This window comes from Nonomuraea sp. NPDC059007 (genome assembly GCF_042740555.1).
Taxonomy (GTDB): Bacteria; Actinomycetota; Actinomycetes; order Streptosporangiales; family Streptosporangiaceae; genus Nonomuraea.
The window spans coordinates 38,589-54,636 of sequence record NZ_JBHYJD010000038.1 but is presented as its reverse complement, the minus strand read 5'-3'; the positions used below and the strand labels follow the sequence as shown (position 1 = coordinate 54,636).

The 16,048-nt window shown below is 70.8% G+C and carries 17 protein-coding genes; 5 read left to right on the top strand and 12 right to left on the bottom strand.

Annotation, left to right across the window (positions count from 1 at the left end; translation table 11 throughout):
* Positions 1-63: 63 nt before the first annotated feature.
* The 6 genes from ACFWY5_RS42320 to ACFWY5_RS42295 all read right to left on the bottom strand — a co-directional run bounded on the left by ACFWY5_RS42320 (position 64) and on the right by ACFWY5_RS42295 (position 4,670).
* The gene (locus ACFWY5_RS42320; protein WP_379638213.1) at positions 64-897 is read right to left on the bottom strand and encodes a lysophospholipid acyltransferase family protein; all 834 of its coding nucleotides are present in this window, start codon (positions 895-897) and stop codon (positions 64-66) included.
* Positions 894-1,895, bottom strand: a complete 1,002-nt coding sequence (locus ACFWY5_RS42315) for an NAD-dependent epimerase/dehydratase family protein (RefSeq protein WP_379611396.1) — start codon at positions 1,893-1,895, stop codon at positions 894-896. Before ACFWY5_RS42315 ends, ACFWY5_RS42320 begins: the two co-directional genes overlap by 4 nt.
* A 22-nt stretch (positions 1,896-1,917) precedes the next feature.
* Positions 1,918-2,016, bottom strand: coding sequence for a 30S ribosomal protein bS22 (locus ACFWY5_RS42310; RefSeq protein WP_018654693.1), 99 nt, complete (start codon positions 2,014-2,016; stop codon positions 1,918-1,920).
* Positions 2,017-2,200: 184 nt separating this feature from the next.
* On the bottom strand, positions 2,201-2,404 hold the full coding sequence (locus tag ACFWY5_RS42305; RefSeq protein WP_026214222.1) for a helix-turn-helix domain-containing protein: 204 nt from the start codon (positions 2,402-2,404) through the stop codon (positions 2,201-2,203).
* 312 nt (positions 2,405-2,716) lie between these two features.
* Entirely contained in the window at positions 2,717-3,499 is a 783-nt protein-coding gene (locus ACFWY5_RS42300; RefSeq protein WP_379638212.1) for a phosphatase, read from the bottom strand.
* A gap of 7 nt (positions 3,500-3,506) precedes the next feature.
* Positions 3,507-4,670 carry an acetoin utilization protein AcuC gene (locus ACFWY5_RS42295; RefSeq protein WP_379638211.1) on the bottom strand — a complete coding sequence of 388 codons (1,164 nt, stop codon included), beginning with the start codon at positions 4,668-4,670 and terminating at the stop codon, positions 3,507-3,509.
* A 92-nt stretch (positions 4,671-4,762) separates the two neighbouring features.
* Between ACFWY5_RS42295 and ACFWY5_RS42290 the strand changes: the two genes are divergently transcribed.
* From ACFWY5_RS42290 to ACFWY5_RS42275, 4 genes are all read left to right on the top strand, one after another.
* Complete coding sequence (locus tag ACFWY5_RS42290) at positions 4,763-5,893, top strand: sensor histidine kinase (RefSeq protein WP_379638210.1); 1,131 nt, start codon at positions 4,763-4,765, stop codon at positions 5,891-5,893.
* Positions 5,890-6,543, top strand: a complete 654-nt coding sequence (locus ACFWY5_RS42285; RefSeq protein WP_379611392.1) for a response regulator — start codon at positions 5,890-5,892, stop codon at positions 6,541-6,543. Before ACFWY5_RS42290 ends, ACFWY5_RS42285 begins: the two co-directional genes overlap by 4 nt.
* 81 nt (positions 6,544-6,624) lie before the next feature.
* On the top strand, positions 6,625-7,515 hold the full coding sequence (locus ACFWY5_RS42280; protein WP_379611391.1) for an ABC transporter ATP-binding protein: 891 nt from the start codon (positions 6,625-6,627) through the stop codon (positions 7,513-7,515).
* Positions 7,512-8,273 (top strand): ABC transporter permease, encoded by a 762-nt coding sequence (locus ACFWY5_RS42275; RefSeq protein ID WP_379611390.1) that lies wholly within the window; start codon positions 7,512-7,514, stop codon positions 8,271-8,273. Before ACFWY5_RS42280 ends, ACFWY5_RS42275 begins: the two co-directional genes overlap by 4 nt.
* A 619-nt stretch (positions 8,274-8,892) precedes the next feature.
* Here ACFWY5_RS42275 and ACFWY5_RS42270 read toward each other — a convergent pair.
* Genes ACFWY5_RS42270 through ACFWY5_RS42245 form a run of 6 tightly spaced genes read right to left on the bottom strand, consistent with a single transcriptional unit; the run spans position 8,893 to position 15,433 of the window.
* The gene (locus ACFWY5_RS42270) at positions 8,893-10,077 is read right to left on the bottom strand and encodes an ABC transporter permease (RefSeq protein WP_379638209.1); all 1,185 of its coding nucleotides are present in this window, start codon (positions 10,075-10,077) and stop codon (positions 8,893-8,895) included.
* Positions 10,074-11,063, bottom strand: a complete 990-nt coding sequence (locus tag ACFWY5_RS42265) for an ABC transporter ATP-binding protein (RefSeq protein WP_379638208.1) — start codon at positions 11,061-11,063, stop codon at positions 10,074-10,076. Before ACFWY5_RS42265 ends, ACFWY5_RS42270 begins: the two co-directional genes overlap by 4 nt.
* The gene (locus ACFWY5_RS42260) at positions 11,060-12,409 is read right to left on the bottom strand and encodes an efflux RND transporter periplasmic adaptor subunit (protein ID WP_379638207.1); all 1,350 of its coding nucleotides are present in this window, start codon (positions 12,407-12,409) and stop codon (positions 11,060-11,062) included. The genes ACFWY5_RS42265 and ACFWY5_RS42260 overlap by 4 nt, the downstream gene beginning before the upstream one ends.
* Before the next feature lie 33 nt (positions 12,410-12,442).
* A complete protein-coding gene (locus ACFWY5_RS42255; protein ID WP_379638206.1) occupies positions 12,443-13,648 on the bottom strand; it encodes an MFS transporter in 1,206 nt (401 codons plus the stop codon).
* Between the two features lie 53 nt (positions 13,649-13,701).
* Positions 13,702-14,496, bottom strand: a complete 795-nt coding sequence (proC, locus tag ACFWY5_RS42250; RefSeq protein ID WP_379611383.1) for a pyrroline-5-carboxylate reductase — start codon at positions 14,494-14,496, stop codon at positions 13,702-13,704.
* Positions 14,497-14,551: 55 nt separating this feature from the next.
* Complete coding sequence (locus ACFWY5_RS42245; protein WP_379638204.1) at positions 14,552-15,433, bottom strand: proline dehydrogenase family protein; 882 nt, start codon at positions 15,431-15,433, stop codon at positions 14,552-14,554.
* Between the two features lie 165 nt (positions 15,434-15,598).
* Between ACFWY5_RS42245 and ACFWY5_RS42240 the strand changes: the two genes are divergently transcribed.
* Positions 15,599-15,946: a hypothetical protein gene (locus ACFWY5_RS42240; RefSeq protein ID WP_379611380.1), complete on the top strand. Its 348-nt coding sequence runs from the start codon at positions 15,599-15,601 to the stop codon at positions 15,944-15,946.
* Positions 15,947-16,048 lie beyond the last annotated feature (102 nt).

Sequence of the window (16,048 nt, the reverse complement as noted above, 5' to 3'; positions counted from 1 at the left end):
GAGGGTTCCTTTCTTGGTTTACGCCTCGTGAACACCCGCCGGGCCTGATCGGTTGCAGCCTTCTCAGACGAAGGCGTGACCTCTTCTCAGGCGCAGCTCGTTGAGCATCTGCTGGATGACCTCGCGCACGTGGTCGGTGAGGTTGAACACGAGCATCGGGTCGTCGGCCGCGCCCGGCTCGTACTCGTCGGTGCGGATGGGCTCGCCGAACTCGATCATCCACTTGGACGGCAGCGGCAACAACCCCAGCGGCCCCAGCCACGGGAAGAGCGGGGTGATCGGCAGGTACGGCAGGCCGAGCGCCCTGGCCAGCGTCTTCATGTCGCCGAGCTTGGGGTAGATCTCCTCGGCGCCCACGATCGCGGTGGGCACGATCGGCACCCCGGCCCGGATCGCGGAGGCGACGAAGCCGCCCCTGCCGAAGCGCTGGAGCTTGTACCGGTCGGCGTACGGCTTGCCGAGCCCCTTGTAGCCCTCGGGGAAGACCCCGACCAGCTCGCCCTTGCGCAGCATGCGGTCGGCGTCCTCGCGGCAGGCCAGCGTGTGGCCGGACTTGCGCGACAGGTGGCCGAGCACCGGGAGCTGGTAGACGAGGTCGGCGCCGAGCAGGCGCAGCGCCCGCCCGGCCTCGTCGTGCAACGCGACCTGGGTCATGAGCGCGTCGACGGGCAGCGTGCCGGAGTGGTTGGCCACGACGAGGGCGCCGCCGTCCTCGGGAACGTTCTTGACGCCGACGGTCTCCACCCGGAACCAGCGGTGGTAGATCGGCCGCAGGAGTTCGAGCAGGACCTTGTCGGTCAGCTCGGGGTCGTAGCCGAACTCGTCGACCTCGTACTCTCCGTTGAGCCGCCTGCGCAGGAAGGCCAGGATCTCGGCCAGCCGATCGGGCTCGCTCATGTCAGCATGGCTCCAAGCCCGCGCGAGCGGAGAAAGTCGTCGAAGGCCGCCGCGGTGGTGAACTTGGGCTTCCAGCCGAGCTCGGCGGCGAGCTTGGCGGGGTCGACGGCCCTGCCGTGGCTCATCAGCCGGAGTTGCTCGGGTGAGAACTCGACCAGCCCGGCGCGCCTGGCCATCTCGCCCATCACGCGGAAGGCGGGTGAGAAGAGTGGCAGCGAGAGCCGGCCGGCGCGGCGTACACACTGTGAGAGCAGAAGCACGCCCGCCCCGGCCACGTTGTACGTGCCGGGGTGGTCTTCCGTGGCCATCCGCCGCAGCACCTCGACCGCGTCGTCCTCATGGACGAACTGCAGGCGAGGGTCGAAGCCGAACACCGTCGGCAGGACCGGCTGGGCGAAATAGCGGGTGACCGGCGAGTCGACGCCGGGACCCATGAAGTTGGCGAAGCGCAGCATGGAGACGGTCACGTCGGGACGCCGGCGGGCGAACCCGCGCACGTAGCCCTCGACCTCGGCCGCGTCCTTGGCATAGCCGTGACCGGGGCCGTCGTGCGGCTCCACGTCCTCGTCGAAGACCGCCGGATCCTTCGGCGACGAGCCGTAGACCGCGGTGGTGGAACGGACCACCACGCGGCGCACGGTCGCCGACCGCTGGCAGGCACCGAGCAGCTGCATGGTGCCGATGACGTTGTGCTCTTTCATCAGCGCCCGGCCCGTGCTCCGCGAAGGAGCGCTGACCAGGCTCATATGCACAACGGTGTCGATGTCCGCGGCCGCGATCACCTGGGCGATGTCGGGGCTGCGCAGATCCACCCGGACGAACTCCGTCCGGCCGAGGGAGCCGCCGCCGTCTCGCGTCAGCGAGGGAAGCGCCGGCGACAAGGGCGGGACGGTGTCGACTCCGATGACGCGGCTGATGTCCGGGTCGGCCGCCAGGACGCTCGCCACCCGGGCGCCGATGTGGCGCGAGACCCCGGTGACGAGCACGGTGCGGGTCATCAGCGCCTCACAACAGCGTCTACTACTTCTTGTTACGCCGCTGGATGCGCGTCTTCTTGAGCAGCTTGCGGTGCTTCTTCTTGGCCATCCGCTTGCGGCGCTTCTTGATCACAGAGCCCACGGGACCCCCAGTTAACTGATAGCAAGTCTGAATCGACGTGCGAGCGCACGCCGGCTCACAGACTACCGGCGATCGGTGGTAGATCGCCCCTCGGGGGTGGGAGCCCGGCCGCGTTCGTGCGACCGGGCCCTGTCCCACGGCGTGTATTCACGGCGAGAGTACGAACGCGCCGCTACTCCAACTCTCATCCGGCCTCGATGTAGGCCTCTCGCAGATAGTCGTGTACCGCCTGCTCAGGCACCCTGAACGAGCGGCCGACGCGAATGGCCGGCAGTTCGCCCGAGTGCACCAGCCGGTACACCGTCATCTTGGACACTCGCATGACCGTGGCCACTTCTGCCACCGTCAGGAACTTCACCTCGCTGAGAGGTCTTTCGCCTGCACCCATCGGACGCCTCTTCCGCACGTGTTTCCGGGTTATCCCCACTGGTGCCATTGCTCACGCACGTGTACTGCCGTCAGCGTAAGTCGGGACTCCGAGTGCGCAAACCCCCTATTTTCTCAGCTCGCGGAGCCACCTGTCAGCCAAACCAGCAAAGTCGCTGGCCAGCAGCCGGGCAGAGCACCTCGCCAGGACGTTGGAACTGTCCAACTTCGTACACATAAGAGTCGCCCCAGGCCCATCAAAAGTTGGCAAAGGGACGACGAGCCTCTTGGAATGCAGGCGCGAAAAGACGGTATGGGGATGACCGAATTCGACTCAAAGGGCTCGTGAGACCCGTGTGACCAGATGGTCCGTCAACGGTGTGTAATAGCGCGGAAGCACGTTGTCATCGAGGGGGACGACCACATCGATCTTGCCCTCGGCCTCGCCCACGAACAGGGCGGGGTCGTTGCTGTCGGCGAAACCCACGGTCGGGATGCCCGCCTCGCCCGCCGCGCCGGCCCATCCGTGGTCGGCGACGACCAGGTCGGGGCGCTCCTCGCCCATCTCCGCGATCATCGCGACCATCGGCGCGGGGTCGTGGCTGTGCACGAATCCGCCGCGGTCGTCGAGCATCGCGACGTCCTGCAGGTAGCGGATCTTGCGCTTGCGGCCGAAGCCCTGGCCCCAGTAGGTCCAGCCCTCGGCGGGCGTCAGCAGCCGCGCGCCGCGCTCGGCCGCGAACCGCGCCAGCGGCAGGTGTACGGCCAGCAGCCCCGTCGGATGCCCCGTGGCGAACAGCAGCCGGGGCGAGGGCCGCGACAGCGCGGCGGCGATCCGGTCGGCCATGGCGTCCAGAGCGTCGATCGTCCGCTCGGGATCGATGGTGTCCTGCCCGGAACGGTGCTTGGCGTCGGCCACCACGCCCGCGGACTTGGCCATGAGTTCCAGGATGTCGCGGTAGGACCACGGCTGCGAGACGGTCAGGCCCAGCGTGTAGTGCGGGTCGCGGTTGGCCAGGGTGCTGTAGTGGTCGAGGTTGTTCTCGCGAGGGGTCGCGACGTCGCCGGCGATGCGCGTGCGAACCAGGTGCTCGCGGAGTTCGTCGCGGGTCTGCACAGCTCTCCTAGGGCAGCGGGTCGATGCCGTGCAGAGGGAACACCGCGTTACGCGTCGCCATGATCGCACGGTCGATGGGATCCGCAGGATCATAACCACCGGAAAGGTCACGAAATTCCGGGCTCCGGCCGTCCGTCATGGTCAGCGGGGGTGTCTCACCGGTGCGCTCGCGGACGAAACGCTGCCAGGACTCGGGTGTCCTGGTCGCCGGGTCGACCGGGCTGCCCGACGCCTCGGCCATGAGGTGCGTCCAGGCCCGGGGCACCACCTGGACCAGCTCGTAGCCGCCGCCCCCCGTCGCGATCCACTTGCCGCCCGCCGTCTCGTGCGCCAGCCGGTGCAGGGCCTCGTACGCCGCGCGCTGGCCGTCCAGGCTGAGCATCAGGTTGGCCAGCGGGTCCAGGGCGTGGCTGTCGCAGCCGTGCTGCGTCACCAGGACCTCCGGCCTGAACTCGCCCAGCAGCGGCGGCACCACCGCGTCGAAGGCGCGCAGCCAGCCGCCGTCGCCACAGCCGGCCGGCAGCGCCACGTTCACCGCGCTGCCCTCCGCGCCGGTCTCCTCCGGCCAGCCGGTGCCGGGGAACAACGTGCGCGGGCTCTCGTGCAGGCTGATCGTCAGGACCCGCGGGTCGTCGTAGAACATCGCCTGCACGCCGTCGCCGTGATGCACGTCCACGTCGACGTAGGCGATCTTCTTGACGCCCTTGGACAGCAGCCAGGCGATCGCCACGGCCGGGTCGTTGTAGACGCAGAAGCCGCTGGCCGTGGCCGCCATGGCGTGGTGCAGGCCGCCGGCGACGTTGAGCGCGTGCTCCGCCGTACCGTCGAAGACCGCGCGGGCGGCGGCCAGGGTGGCGCCGGCGATCAGCGCGGAGGCCTCGTGCACCCCCGCGAAGGCCGGGTTGTCCGAGGTGCCCAGCCCGGCGGAGACGTCGGGCAGGCCAGCGACCGAGACGCGCTTGACCGCCTCGATGTAGCCGCGCTTGTGCACCAGCGCCAGCTCGTCGTCGGTGGCCGGGGCGCAGCCCGCGAGCTCGACCCGCTCCAGCACGCCCAGGTCGCGGGCGAGCGCCATCGTCAGTTCGACCCTGACGGGCGCCAGCGGATGATCAGGGCCGAAGTCGTAGGAGGTCAGGGCATCGTCCCAGATCACCCTCGCCGCACCAGACATGAGTCTCCCTCCTAGCCTTTCGCCGACGTTACCGCAGGCGCACGCCACCGCCCATCGTCATGATCCGGAAATCGCGAGGTATCCTCCGCGGCATGCGCTTCCCCCGGCTGCACCGCTTCGCGCGCAACCCGTGGGTCCAGGACGTCGCGCTGGTCTCCCCGCTCGTGATCGGCAGCCTGTTCGCGGTGGGGGTGGCGTACTCGCTCCCGCAGGTCGACCGGGTCGCGCCGCTTCTGCTGCTGGTCAGCGTCCTGCCGCTGGTGTGGCGGCGGCGTTACCCCCTCACGGTGGCCGGGTTCGTGCTCGGGCTGGACGCCGCGGTCCCGGTCCTCATCGAGTCCGGCGTCTTCCTCGGGATCACGTCGCTGATCGCGCTCTACACCGTGGGCCGCCATCGCGCCGGCAAGAGCGTGCTGCTCACCGGGCTGGCCGCGGGCACGGCCTACTCGATCTCGGGCCTGATCACCCAGTACGACCCCGCCATGGCCGCCTCCGCCATCGCGCCCACCTTGACCGGTTTCGCCGGCCCGTTCCTGGGGCTCGGCCTGGGCCAGTTCGTACGGCTGCGCCGCGAGCTGAAGGAGCGCAGGCAGCGGGAGATGCGCGACGAGGCGATCCACGGCGAGCGGCGCCGTATCGCCCGCGAGCTCCACGACGTCGTCGCCCACCACCTGAGCGTGATCAACGCGCTCGTCGGCGGCGCCCGCACGGTGCTGCCGCCCGAGTCGGTCCCGGCCCGCGAGGCCCTGGAGGCCGCCGAGAGCAGCGCCCGCCAGGCGCTGTCGGAGATGCGCCAGTTGCTGCAGGTCCTGCGGGCCGACACCGCCGACGGCCCGGACGCCGCCACCGGCGTGGGCGCCTCCCGCCTGCCGGAGCTGGTCGAACAGTCGGGCAACGCCTCGCTGCGCGTGGACGGCGAGCCGGTGCCGCTGCCCACCGCCGTCGACCACGCGGTCTACCGGGTCGTCCAGGAGGCGCTCACCAACTCCCGCAAGCACGCCCCCGGCTCGCGGGCCGGCGTCAGGGTCGCCTACCTCAGCCGGGCCGTCGAGGTCGAGGTGCTCGACGACGGCTCGCCGGTCAGGACCGTGGGCGGCGGGTCCGGGTTCGGATTGGGCGGCATGGCCGAACGTGTGGCACTGTGTGGCGGTCGCCTGGAGACCGGGCCCCGCGCGCGAGGGGGGTTCCGGGTGTACGCGCTGCTGCCGCTGGAGACCACATGATCAGGGTGTTGCTGGTCGACGACCAGGCGCTCGTGCGCACGGGCTTCAAGCTCATGCTGAACGCCCAGCCCGACATCGAGGTCGTCGCCGAGGCGGGCGACGGCCAGGAGGCGCTCGCGCGTACCCGCGAGCTCCGGCCCGACGTCGTGCTCATGGACCTGCACATGCCCGTCATGGACGGCGTGACCGCCACCGGGCTGATCTCCGCCGAGCTCCCGGCGACGAGGGTCCTCGCGCTCAGCACCTTCGACCTCGACGAGAACGTCGTCGCCGCCCTCCGCGCCGGCGCCGGCGGATTCCTGCCCAAGGACATCTCGCCCGAGGAGCTCGTCGAGGGCGTACGCGTCGTCCACCGCGGCGAGTCCGCCGTCGCGCCCCGGCTGCTCACCCGGCTGATCGGCACGTTCGTCCGCGCCGCCCGCCCCCGCCGGGAGCCCGCCGCGCTGCCCGAGCTGACCGACCGCGAACGCGAGGTGCTCGTGCTCATCGCCAAGGGCCGCTCCAACTCCGAGATCGCCGACCGGCTGAGCGTCTCGCCGTCCACGATCAAGAACCACGTGACGAGCCTGTTCGGCAAGACGGGGGTACGCGACCGGGCGCAGGCCGTCATCCTCGCCTACGAGGCGGGCCTGGTCAGCCCCGGGGAGTAGGAGCAGGCTCCTACCTCCCGCCGACCCGAACGGTCCTCCGGCAGGAAGCCCCCCGCCGATCTCCCCGGCACCCTTGAATCCATGACCTCCATCAAGGCCACGGGCCTGACCAAACGCTATGGGCAGACCACCGCGGTCTCCGGCCTTTCGTTCACCGTGGAGCCCGGCCAGGTGACCGGCTTCCTCGGCCCCAACGGGGCGGGCAAGTCGACCACGATGCGCATGATCCTCGGGCTCGACCATCCCAGCGGGGGCTCCGTGGTGGTGGACGGCCTGCCGTACCAGAAGCTCAAGCACCCGCTCCGCAAGATCGGCGCGCTCCTCGACGCCAAGGCGGTGCACGGCGGGCGCAGCGCGCGCAACCACCTGCTGGCCATCGCCCAGAGCAACGGACTGCCCGCCGCGCGGGTCGAGCAGGTCCTGGAGAGCGTCGGCCTCAGCCAGGTGGCCAAGCGGCGGATCGGCGGGTTCTCACTGGGCATGTCACAGCGGCTCGGCATCGCCGCGGCGCTGCTCGGCGACCCGGAGATCCTGCTGTTCGACGAACCGGTCAACGGGCTCGACCCGGATGGCATCCTGTGGATCCGTACCTTCATGCGCAAACTGGCCGCGGAGGGCCGCACGGTCTTCGTCTCCAGCCACCTGATGAGCGAGATGGCCCAGACGGCCGACCACCTCATCGTGATCGGCAAGGGCGAGCTGATCGCCGACACCAGCGTGGCCGACTTCATCGGCCGCAGCTCCCAGGGCTTCGTCAAGGTACGCTCGCCGCGCCTGGCCGAGGTCGCCCAGCTCCTCAACGTGGGCGAACTCCACCACGACCACCTGCGGGTGACCGGCATGCAGCCCCTGGAGATCGGCACGCTCACCGCACGCGCCGGCCTGCCGCTGGAAGAGCTGACCTTCGTCCAGCCCACGCTGGAGGCGGCCTACATGGAGCTGACCAAGGACAGCCTGGAGTACACCTCATGATCGACGTGATGCGCTCCGAATGGACCAAGCTGCGCTCGCTGCGCTCCACGGTGTGGACGCTGATCGCGGGCTTCGTGATGATGGTCGGCCTCGGCGGGCTCATCTCCTGGGCCGCCGTGTCCAACGCCCCGGCCGGCGCCACCGGCACCGCGGCGCAGGCGGTGATGACCGCGCTGGTCGCCCTGCCGTTCGGCGCCATCGCCATGGCGACGCTGGGGGTGCTGGTCATCTCGGGCGAATACCGCACCGGGATGATCAGGACGTCGCTGCAGGCCGTACCGCAACGCCTGACCTTCCTGTACGGCAAGGCCGTCGTCTTCACCATCGTCGCGCTGGTCGTGGGGTTGACGACCGCGTACACCGCCTTCTTCGTCAGCCAGGGCGTCCTGGCCATCAAGGACCTCGACACCTCGATCACCGCCCCGGAGGTGCTGCGCGCGGTAACCGGTGCCGGCCTCTACCTGGCGGCGAGCGGCCTGTTCGGCCTGGCCCTGGGCTCCCTGATCCGCCACACCCCCGGCGCCATCGTCGCGGTCATCACCCTGACCCTGGTCCTGCCCCAGCTGACCACCGTGCTGCCGGGGCAGCTCGGGGAGATCGTCACCAAGCACTTCACCTCCAACGCCGGCCTCCAACTCACCATGGTCGAACCCCGAGCCGCCGGCCTCCCGCCGTGGACCGGCTTCGCGGTGTACCTGATCTGGGTGGCCGTCATCCTGACAGCCGGCACCGCCCTCCTCCACCGCCGCGACGCCTAACCACCGCCCATCCATTTCGCCCACCCGCAGACCAGCCCCTTCGCACACCCGCAACCCCGGCCAGACAGCGCAAACCAGCCCTTCGCACACCCGCTGCTCAGGCCGGACGCGCTCAGGGACCAGCGAGCCAACCCCGCCTACACGAACCGGCGATGGACCCGCATGCGCAAGCCGGTGGGACACCCGACGGGAGTGGCCGATCCCCTACGGGCAGGGCGGCCCGGGCGGGCGGGCGGGCGACCCGCGCGGCGCAGCCCCGCGCAGGCGGGGCGAGCCGAGTGAGCCGCTCGGGTGAGCGGAGCGAGCGGCCCGCTGGGGTGAGGTCGGCGCGGCAACACCCCTGGGCGGGCGGACGACCCGCGCGGCGCAGTCCCGCGCAGCCCCGCGCAGGCGGGGCGAGCCGAGCGACCCGCTCGGCTGAGCAGTGCGACCCTCCCGCAGAGGTGAGGCCGGCGCGGCAACACCCCTGGGCGGGCGGACAACCCGCGCGGCTTGCCCCGCGCAGCCGGGCAAGCGGAGAGAGCCGCTCGGGTGAGCGGAGCGAGCGGTCCGCAGGGGTGAGGCCAGCGGGGCGGGGGTGAGGCTGGCGTGGTGGGTGAGGCTGGCGTGGTGGGGTGGTCTACTCGGCGCGGAGGGCTACTACGGGGTCGAGTTTGCCGGCTCGGCGGGCCGGGGCCACTCCGAAGAAGACGCCCACCGCGGCCGAGACGCCGAAGGCCAGTGCCACCGACCACCAGGTTATCGAGGCCGGGACGGGGGTGAAGGTGGCGATGGCCATGGCGCCGCCTACTCCCAGGGCTATGCCGATCAGGCCGCCGATCGTGGTCAGGAGGACTGCTTCGATCAGGAACTGGCGCAGGATGTCGCCTTGCCGGGCGCCCAGGGCTTTGCGGAGGCCGATTTCCCGGGTGCGTTCGCGGACGCTCACCAGCATGATGTTGGACACACCAACCCCGCCCACCAGGAGTGAGATGCCGGCGATGGCCGCCAGTACGCCGGTGAGCATGCTGATCACGGTGCCGATGGTGCCCAGGAGCTGGGTCTGGGTCACCGCCGAGAAGTGTTCTCCCGGATAGCGGTCGACCAGCGCGTCCACGACCTTCTGCTGGAGTGGCTCGATTTCGTCGGGGCCGCCGGCGCCGACCGCCATGCCGTTGATGCGGGGGATGCCGAGCAGGCGCTGCGCCGTGGTGACCGGCATGTGGATTTCCTGGTCCCTGGCCACTCCGAAGGCGGAACCCAGCTGGGCGTACACGCCCACTACCCGGAAGCGGGCGCCGGAGATCGAGACCTGGCGGCCGATCGGGTCTATGTCGCCGAAGAGCTTGTTCGCCACCTCCGAGCCCAGGACCGTGACGCGGCGGCGGGTGTCGACGTCGGTTTCGCTGAGGTAGCGGCCTTTGTCCAGGGGGCGGGCGAAGATCTTGGGCAGGTTCTCGTCGGTGCCGACAATGGTGGAGAACACCTCGGCTCTGCCCACGCGTACCGTCTCGCCGGACTGCAGGGACACGGTCACCTTGCCCGGATCCCCCACCACGCGGCGCACGTACGCCACGTCGGTCAGGTCCAACCGGCTCTGGGTGGGGGCGGCGCCGACGTTCAGGCGTCCGGGGACGATCAGGATGATGTTGCTGCCCAGGCCGGAGATCTCCCGCTCGACGGTGTCCTTCGCACCGGTGCCCACCGAGACGAGGATCACGACCGACAGCACGCCGATGATCACGCCGAGCATGGTCAGCAGGCTGCGCATCCGGTTGACCCGCAGCGCCTCCAGCGCCATCCCGAACGCCTCACGCCCCCTCACCGGCCCTCCTCCCACGAACGGTCCCCGGAACCGAACCCATAGGCCCGGGTCCTGGAAGATGCGCCGCCCCCAGAGTGGTCAACCTCGGAGTGACCGCCCTCAGGATCACCGCCACCCTCGGGGTGAGCGGCCTCGGGGTGAGCGGGGTCGGGGTGAGCGGGGTCGGGGTGAGCAACTGTGGGGTGATCACCCCCGGGATGGGCGGGCTCGGGGTGTGTGACCTTGGGGCGATCAACTGTGGGGTGAGCATCCGTGGGGTGGGGGCTTCTGGGGAGTAACTCGGGGAGGTGGTCTGTGGCGGTGTCCAGTTCTATGAGGCCGTCGCGGACGTGGATCTGGCGGCGGGCGTGGGCGGCGATGTCGGGTTCGTGGGTGACGAGGACGATGGCGACTCCGCTGTCGGCGTTCAGGCGGTCGAGCATGGCCATGACCTCGGCCCCGTTGCGGGTGTCGAGGTTGCCGGTGGGCTCGTCGGCCAGCAGGACCTTGGGCTCGCCGACCAGGGCTCTGGCGATCGCGACCCGCTGCTGTTCGCCGCCGGACATCTGGGACGGGCGGTGGTCGAGGCGGTGGGCCAGGCCGACGGCCTCCAGCGCGGCCCGCGCGCGGTCGCGCCGCTCCGCCTTGCCCATGCCCCGGTACACCAGCGGCAGCGCCACGTTCTCCAACGCCGACGTCCTGGCCAGCAGGTGGAACGACTGGAAGACGAAGCCGATGGTCTGGTTGCGCAGCTCGGCCAGCTCGGTGTCGGACAGGCCGGACATCTCCACGCCGTTCACGCGCAGTTGCCCGGACGACGGACGGTCGAGGCAGCCGAGCAGGTGCATGAGCGTCGACTTGCCGGAGCCCGACGGGCCGATGATGGCGGCGAACTCCCCCTGGTCGATCCGGAGCGTGACGCCCCGCAGCGCCTCGACGGACACGCCTTCGAGCTGGTAGCGCCGCGTGAGGTCGACGGCCTCCAGCGCCGGCTCTGTGGAGGTCATGGCAGTTGCTGGCCCTGCCGTACGGAGTCAGCGCCCTTCACCACCACGCGCTCGCCCACCGACAGCCCGCTCAGTACCTCGACCACCGCCTCCCCCTGCGCCCCGAGCTTGACCACGCGCCGCTGCGCCACGCCGCCGGCGGCGGCCCATACGACGCTCTCCCGCCCGCTGCTGACGATCGCCGAGGCGGGCACCGAGACGGCCTCGGGCGACTCGCGGACGATCAGGCGGGCCACGGCGCTCATGCCCGGTTTGGGGACGGGCGCCTTGGTGCCGTCGTCGAAGGTTCCGGCGCCCAGACTGAGACGTACGGGGTAGCTGACGCCGCCGGTGCTGGACTGCATGGGGGTGACGCCGATTCCGGCGACCCCGGCGGTGTAGGTGGCGCCGGGGACGGCGTCGAGTTCGACCTCGGCCTTGGCGTCCTCCTTCACGAGGAGGATGTCGGTCTCGTCGATGTCGGCGGAGATCGTGAGCTTGGAGATGTCCGTGACGGTGATGATCGAGTCGCCGGCCGAGACGGGGACCCCGGCGGCGACGGCGGTCCCGGCGCCGTTGGAGGGCAGGTTCGGGAGTGGCTGGCCGCCGCCGGGCAGCTGGCTGAGCAGGCCGCTCAGGCCCGGCGTGGCGGCGCCGCTCTCCCCCGAGGCGCGGCCGAGCGTGACGACGCCCGTGAACGGGGCCTTGATCGTGAGCGCCTTGACGGTCCCCTCGGCGGCCTTGACCGCGACCCTGGCCTGGGTCAGCGAGGCCGCCCGCAGCGAGGACATCGAGGCACTGAGGCCGCCGGCGGTCTGCGCGAGCACTTGGGAGATGGTCCGTCCGAGTTGCGCGGTGATGCCGGCCAGCGCCTTCGACTGGGCCCGGTACTGGGTACGCGCCAGGCTCACCGCGGCCAGCACCTGCTCGCGCGCCCGCGGGTCGTCGATCTTCCTGGCCTCGCGGGCGGCCTTGGTGAAGTGCGCGCCGACCTTGCGGTCGAGTGCGGAGGTGTCGAAGGCGGCGAGCTGGATCCGCGGCATCCCGATCGACGGCGTACGGGCCGGCTTGGCGGCCTTCTTGGCCTGCTTGAGCTGGTCCTCGGCCTGCGGGGAGCGGATCTTGGCCAGGATCTGGCCCTTCTTCACGTGGTCGCCGTCGCTGACGTACAGCTTGGCGACGGTGCCCTGCGCGGGTGAGCGCAGGGTGGCGGTGGCGCGCGCGCCGATCGTGGCCGGGGCCTCGACGACCTCGGTGACGGGCGCGCGCCTTACTTCCGCGAGCTGTACGGCGGGCGGCGCGTCAGCCGAACAGCCGGTCAGAGCGAGAAGGACGAGCAGCGGGGGAATTCCGCGACGGATCGTCACCCGGCCCATCGTAAAGAGAGGGTCACGCGCCCTTCACACGGCGTCGGCCTCGACCGGCCGGGGGGCGGCCAGCCGTACCCCCCGGACAGCCGGTACGGCCAGCAGCACCAGACATCCCGACACCGCGATGACGGCCGAGAACCCGAGCACGCTCTCCGCCCCCACGAAGCCCGCCACCGGCCCGGCGATGGCGTTGCCTATGGGCATGGCCATGACCGAGCCGCCGATCTCGTAGGCGCTGACCCGGTTGAGCGCCTCTCCGGGGATGTTGGTCTGGATGCTGGTGGCCCACATGACCGACCAGAGGCCCCAGGCGGCGCCGCCGAGCAGGTGCCCGGTCATCATCACGGGAAGCGGGGCGCCGAGGGCGATGGTGAGCGGTTCGAGGGCGAACAGGAGCATGCCGGTCGCGCCGGCGGCCAGCGGGCGGGCGGGGCGCACCCGCATGGCGACCAGGCCGCCGACGATGGTGCCCGCGCCGCCCGCGGACAGGACCAGGCCGTAGGCGGCCTCGCCGTACGCGCCGGTGATGAGTTCTGAGCCGAGCGGGATGAGCGGGCCGAACAGGGTGATGCCGAAGATCATCCACATCAGGATGACGCTCCACATCCAGGTGCGCGAGCGGAACTCCTGCCAGCCCTCCCTGAGCTGGTGGAGCATCGGCCGGGCGGCTTCGGCGCGGGCCACCCTGACCCGCATGAGAAGCAGGCAGATAGCGCTGGCGGCGAACCCGGCGGCGTCCAGCGCGAACACGGTGCCGACGCCGGCCAGCCCGACCAGCGCGCCGGCCAGGCCGGGCCCGGCCAGCATCATGATCGACTCGGAGACGCGGAGCGCGGCGTTGGCCTTCTGGATGTCGGCGGTGATCCTGGGGATGGTTCCGGCGACTCCGGGGCTGTACATGGCGGTGGCGACGCCGTTGACCGCCGACAGGACGAGGATCTGCCACAGGGCGGGCCTGCCGGTCATGAACAGGACCGCGGTGGTCGCCTGGGTGGCGATCCTGGCGACGTCGGCGCCGATCATCATCCGGCGAGGTGTGAAACGGTCCATCAGGACGCCGCCGAACAGGATCAGCGCGACCATCGGCGCCGAGGTCGCGGCCAGCGCCAGGCCCACGCCGGTGGCTCCGTGGCCCGCCTGCCGCATGCCCAGGGCGGTGGCCACGGGCATCATGGCGAATCCGGCCATGGAGACCGTCCTGGCCACGAAGAAGAGACGGAAGTCCCGGGTCCACATGGGCGCCCATCCTGCCCCACGCAGGAAAGTTTCCTGTTAGTGGGGGGTCGCGCTCAGCCGGAGGCGAGTTCGCGGCCCCGGTCGCGGGCGGCCTCGATGGCGGCCAGGAAGGCGGCGCGCACGCTGTGGCGCTCCAGCTCGGCGATCGCCGCGATCGTGGTGCCGCCGGGGCTGGTGACGGCCTCGCGCAGGATGACCGGGTGCTCGCCGGAGTCGCGCAGCATGATGGCGGCGCCGACGATCGACTGGGTGACCATGTCGAGTGCGGCGGCCCTGGGCATGCCGAGCAGGATGCCGGCGTCCACCATGGCCTCGACCAGGTAGAAGAAGTACGCGGGCCCGCTGCCGGAGAGGGCGGTGGCGGCGTCCTGCTGCGACTCGGGGATGCGCAGGACCTTGCCGACGGGCTTGAGGAGGTCCTCGGTGCGGCGCAGGTGCTCCTCGCCGGCGTGGGCGCCGGCCGAGATGACGCTCATCGCCTCGTCGAAGCGGATCGGCGTGTTGGACATGACCCGCACCACCGGCACGTCCACGCCCAGCCGCTCCTCGACGAAGGAGGTCGTGATGCCGGCGGCGGCCGAGATGACCAGGCGGTCGGCGGCGACGTAGGGGGCGATCTCGGCGAGGAGGGCCGCCATGTCCTGCGGCTTGACGGCCAGGATGATGGTGCCGGCCAGCTTGGCGGCCTCGGGGTTGGCGACCGTACGCACGCCGTAGGTCTCGCGCAAGGCCTGGGAACGCTCCGACCGGCGCGCGGTGGCCACGATGTCGCCCGGCTTGAACCCGGCACGCAGCAGCCCCGACAGCAGGGCCTCGCCCATCTTGCCCGTGCCCAGAATCGCGATCATGTCAGGTTCCTCGCAGGTGTAGACGCTGGCCCGCAGCCTACCGGGCGGGCCGCGGCTAGCTTCTGGAGAGCAGGGAACGGGCGAAGAAGGCGAGGTTCGCCGGGCGTTCGGCCAGGCGGCGCATCAGGTAGGGGTACCAGTCGGCGCCGTAGGGCACGTACACGCGGACCTGGGCGCCGACTTCGGCCAGCCGCTCCTGCTCGGCGGGACGCACGCCGTACAGCATCTGGAACTCGAAGGCGGTCGCGTCGCGGCCGTTGAGCACGGCGAGGGCGGAGGCGATCTCGATGAGGCGCGGGTCGTGCGTGGCGACCATCGGATAGCCGCTCCCGGCCATGAGGATCTTGAGGCAGCGCACGAACGAGCGGTCGATCTCCCGCGCGGAGGTGTAGGCGCCCGGTTCGGTGTAGGCGCCCTTGCACAGACGTACGCGCGCGCCGTCGAGGCGGGCGCAGCGCTCGGCGGCGTCGAGCAGGTACGCCTGGACGACGATGCCGACCCCGGGATGTTCCTTGCGCAGCGTGGCGTGGACCGACTCCAGCCCGGCGACGGTGTCGTGCTCCTCGGCGTCGAGCGTGAGCGTGATGCCTCTACCCGTCACGGCGTCGCAGATGGTCGCGGCGTTGTCGAGCGCGAGTTGCTCGGACAGGCGCAGGCCGAGCGCGGTGAGCTTGACCGAGACGTCGGCGCCGGGCGGCAGCCGGTCGAGCACGGCGAGGTAGGCGCGCACGGCGCCGTCGGCCTGCGCCCGGTCGCGCACCTCCTCCCCGAGGTGGTCGACGGTCACCAGCAGCCGCCGGTCGGTCAGCTCGGTGACGACGGCGCCGATGTCGTCGGCGACGTATCGCCGGACCAATTCCCTGGTCAGCGGCGAGGAGGAGACGACGCGCTGGGCGCGCTCGCTCTTGGAGACGGCGATGAGGGCCTGACGAAGCACGTCCCTCACCCTAACTTCAGCGCCGCGGATGAACCCGCACGACGCGGGATCCGTCGAAAGGTTATGCGGACAATCCTCCTGGCTGGATGCCTGGTTCTGGTAACGAGTTGCGGTACGGCTGCGCCGCCCCAGACGGCAGCCCCCACCGGCACGAAGGCCGCCCCGGTGAGCTCGGGGCCCGTCGAGCAGACCCCGCCCAAGGGCCCGGAGCCGGTCAAGCCGGTCGCCGACACGATCAACACGAGGAAGGTCCCCTTCGCCAAGGCCAAGTCCTTCGACAAGGGCCGCAAGGTCAGGCTCACGTGGGAGTCGGGCGTGGCTCCGTGCACGGTGCTCGCCCGGGTGAAGGTGAAGGAGACCAGGGGCAAGGTCACCATCACGCTCTACGAGGGCACGCCGAGGAAGGCCAAGGACGTCGCCTGCATCATGATCGCCATCCAGAAGACGACGACCGTCAAGCTCAAGGCGCCGCTGGGCAAGCGGAAGATCGTCGACGGCGCCAAGCTCCGATAATTCGGGACATGTCCAGATGAGGACATCCCCAGTGACTTCCATGCGATTTCTTGCATAGATCAAGACAAACGGTCACTGGGGGGGTTCTCTTGACACGGCTCT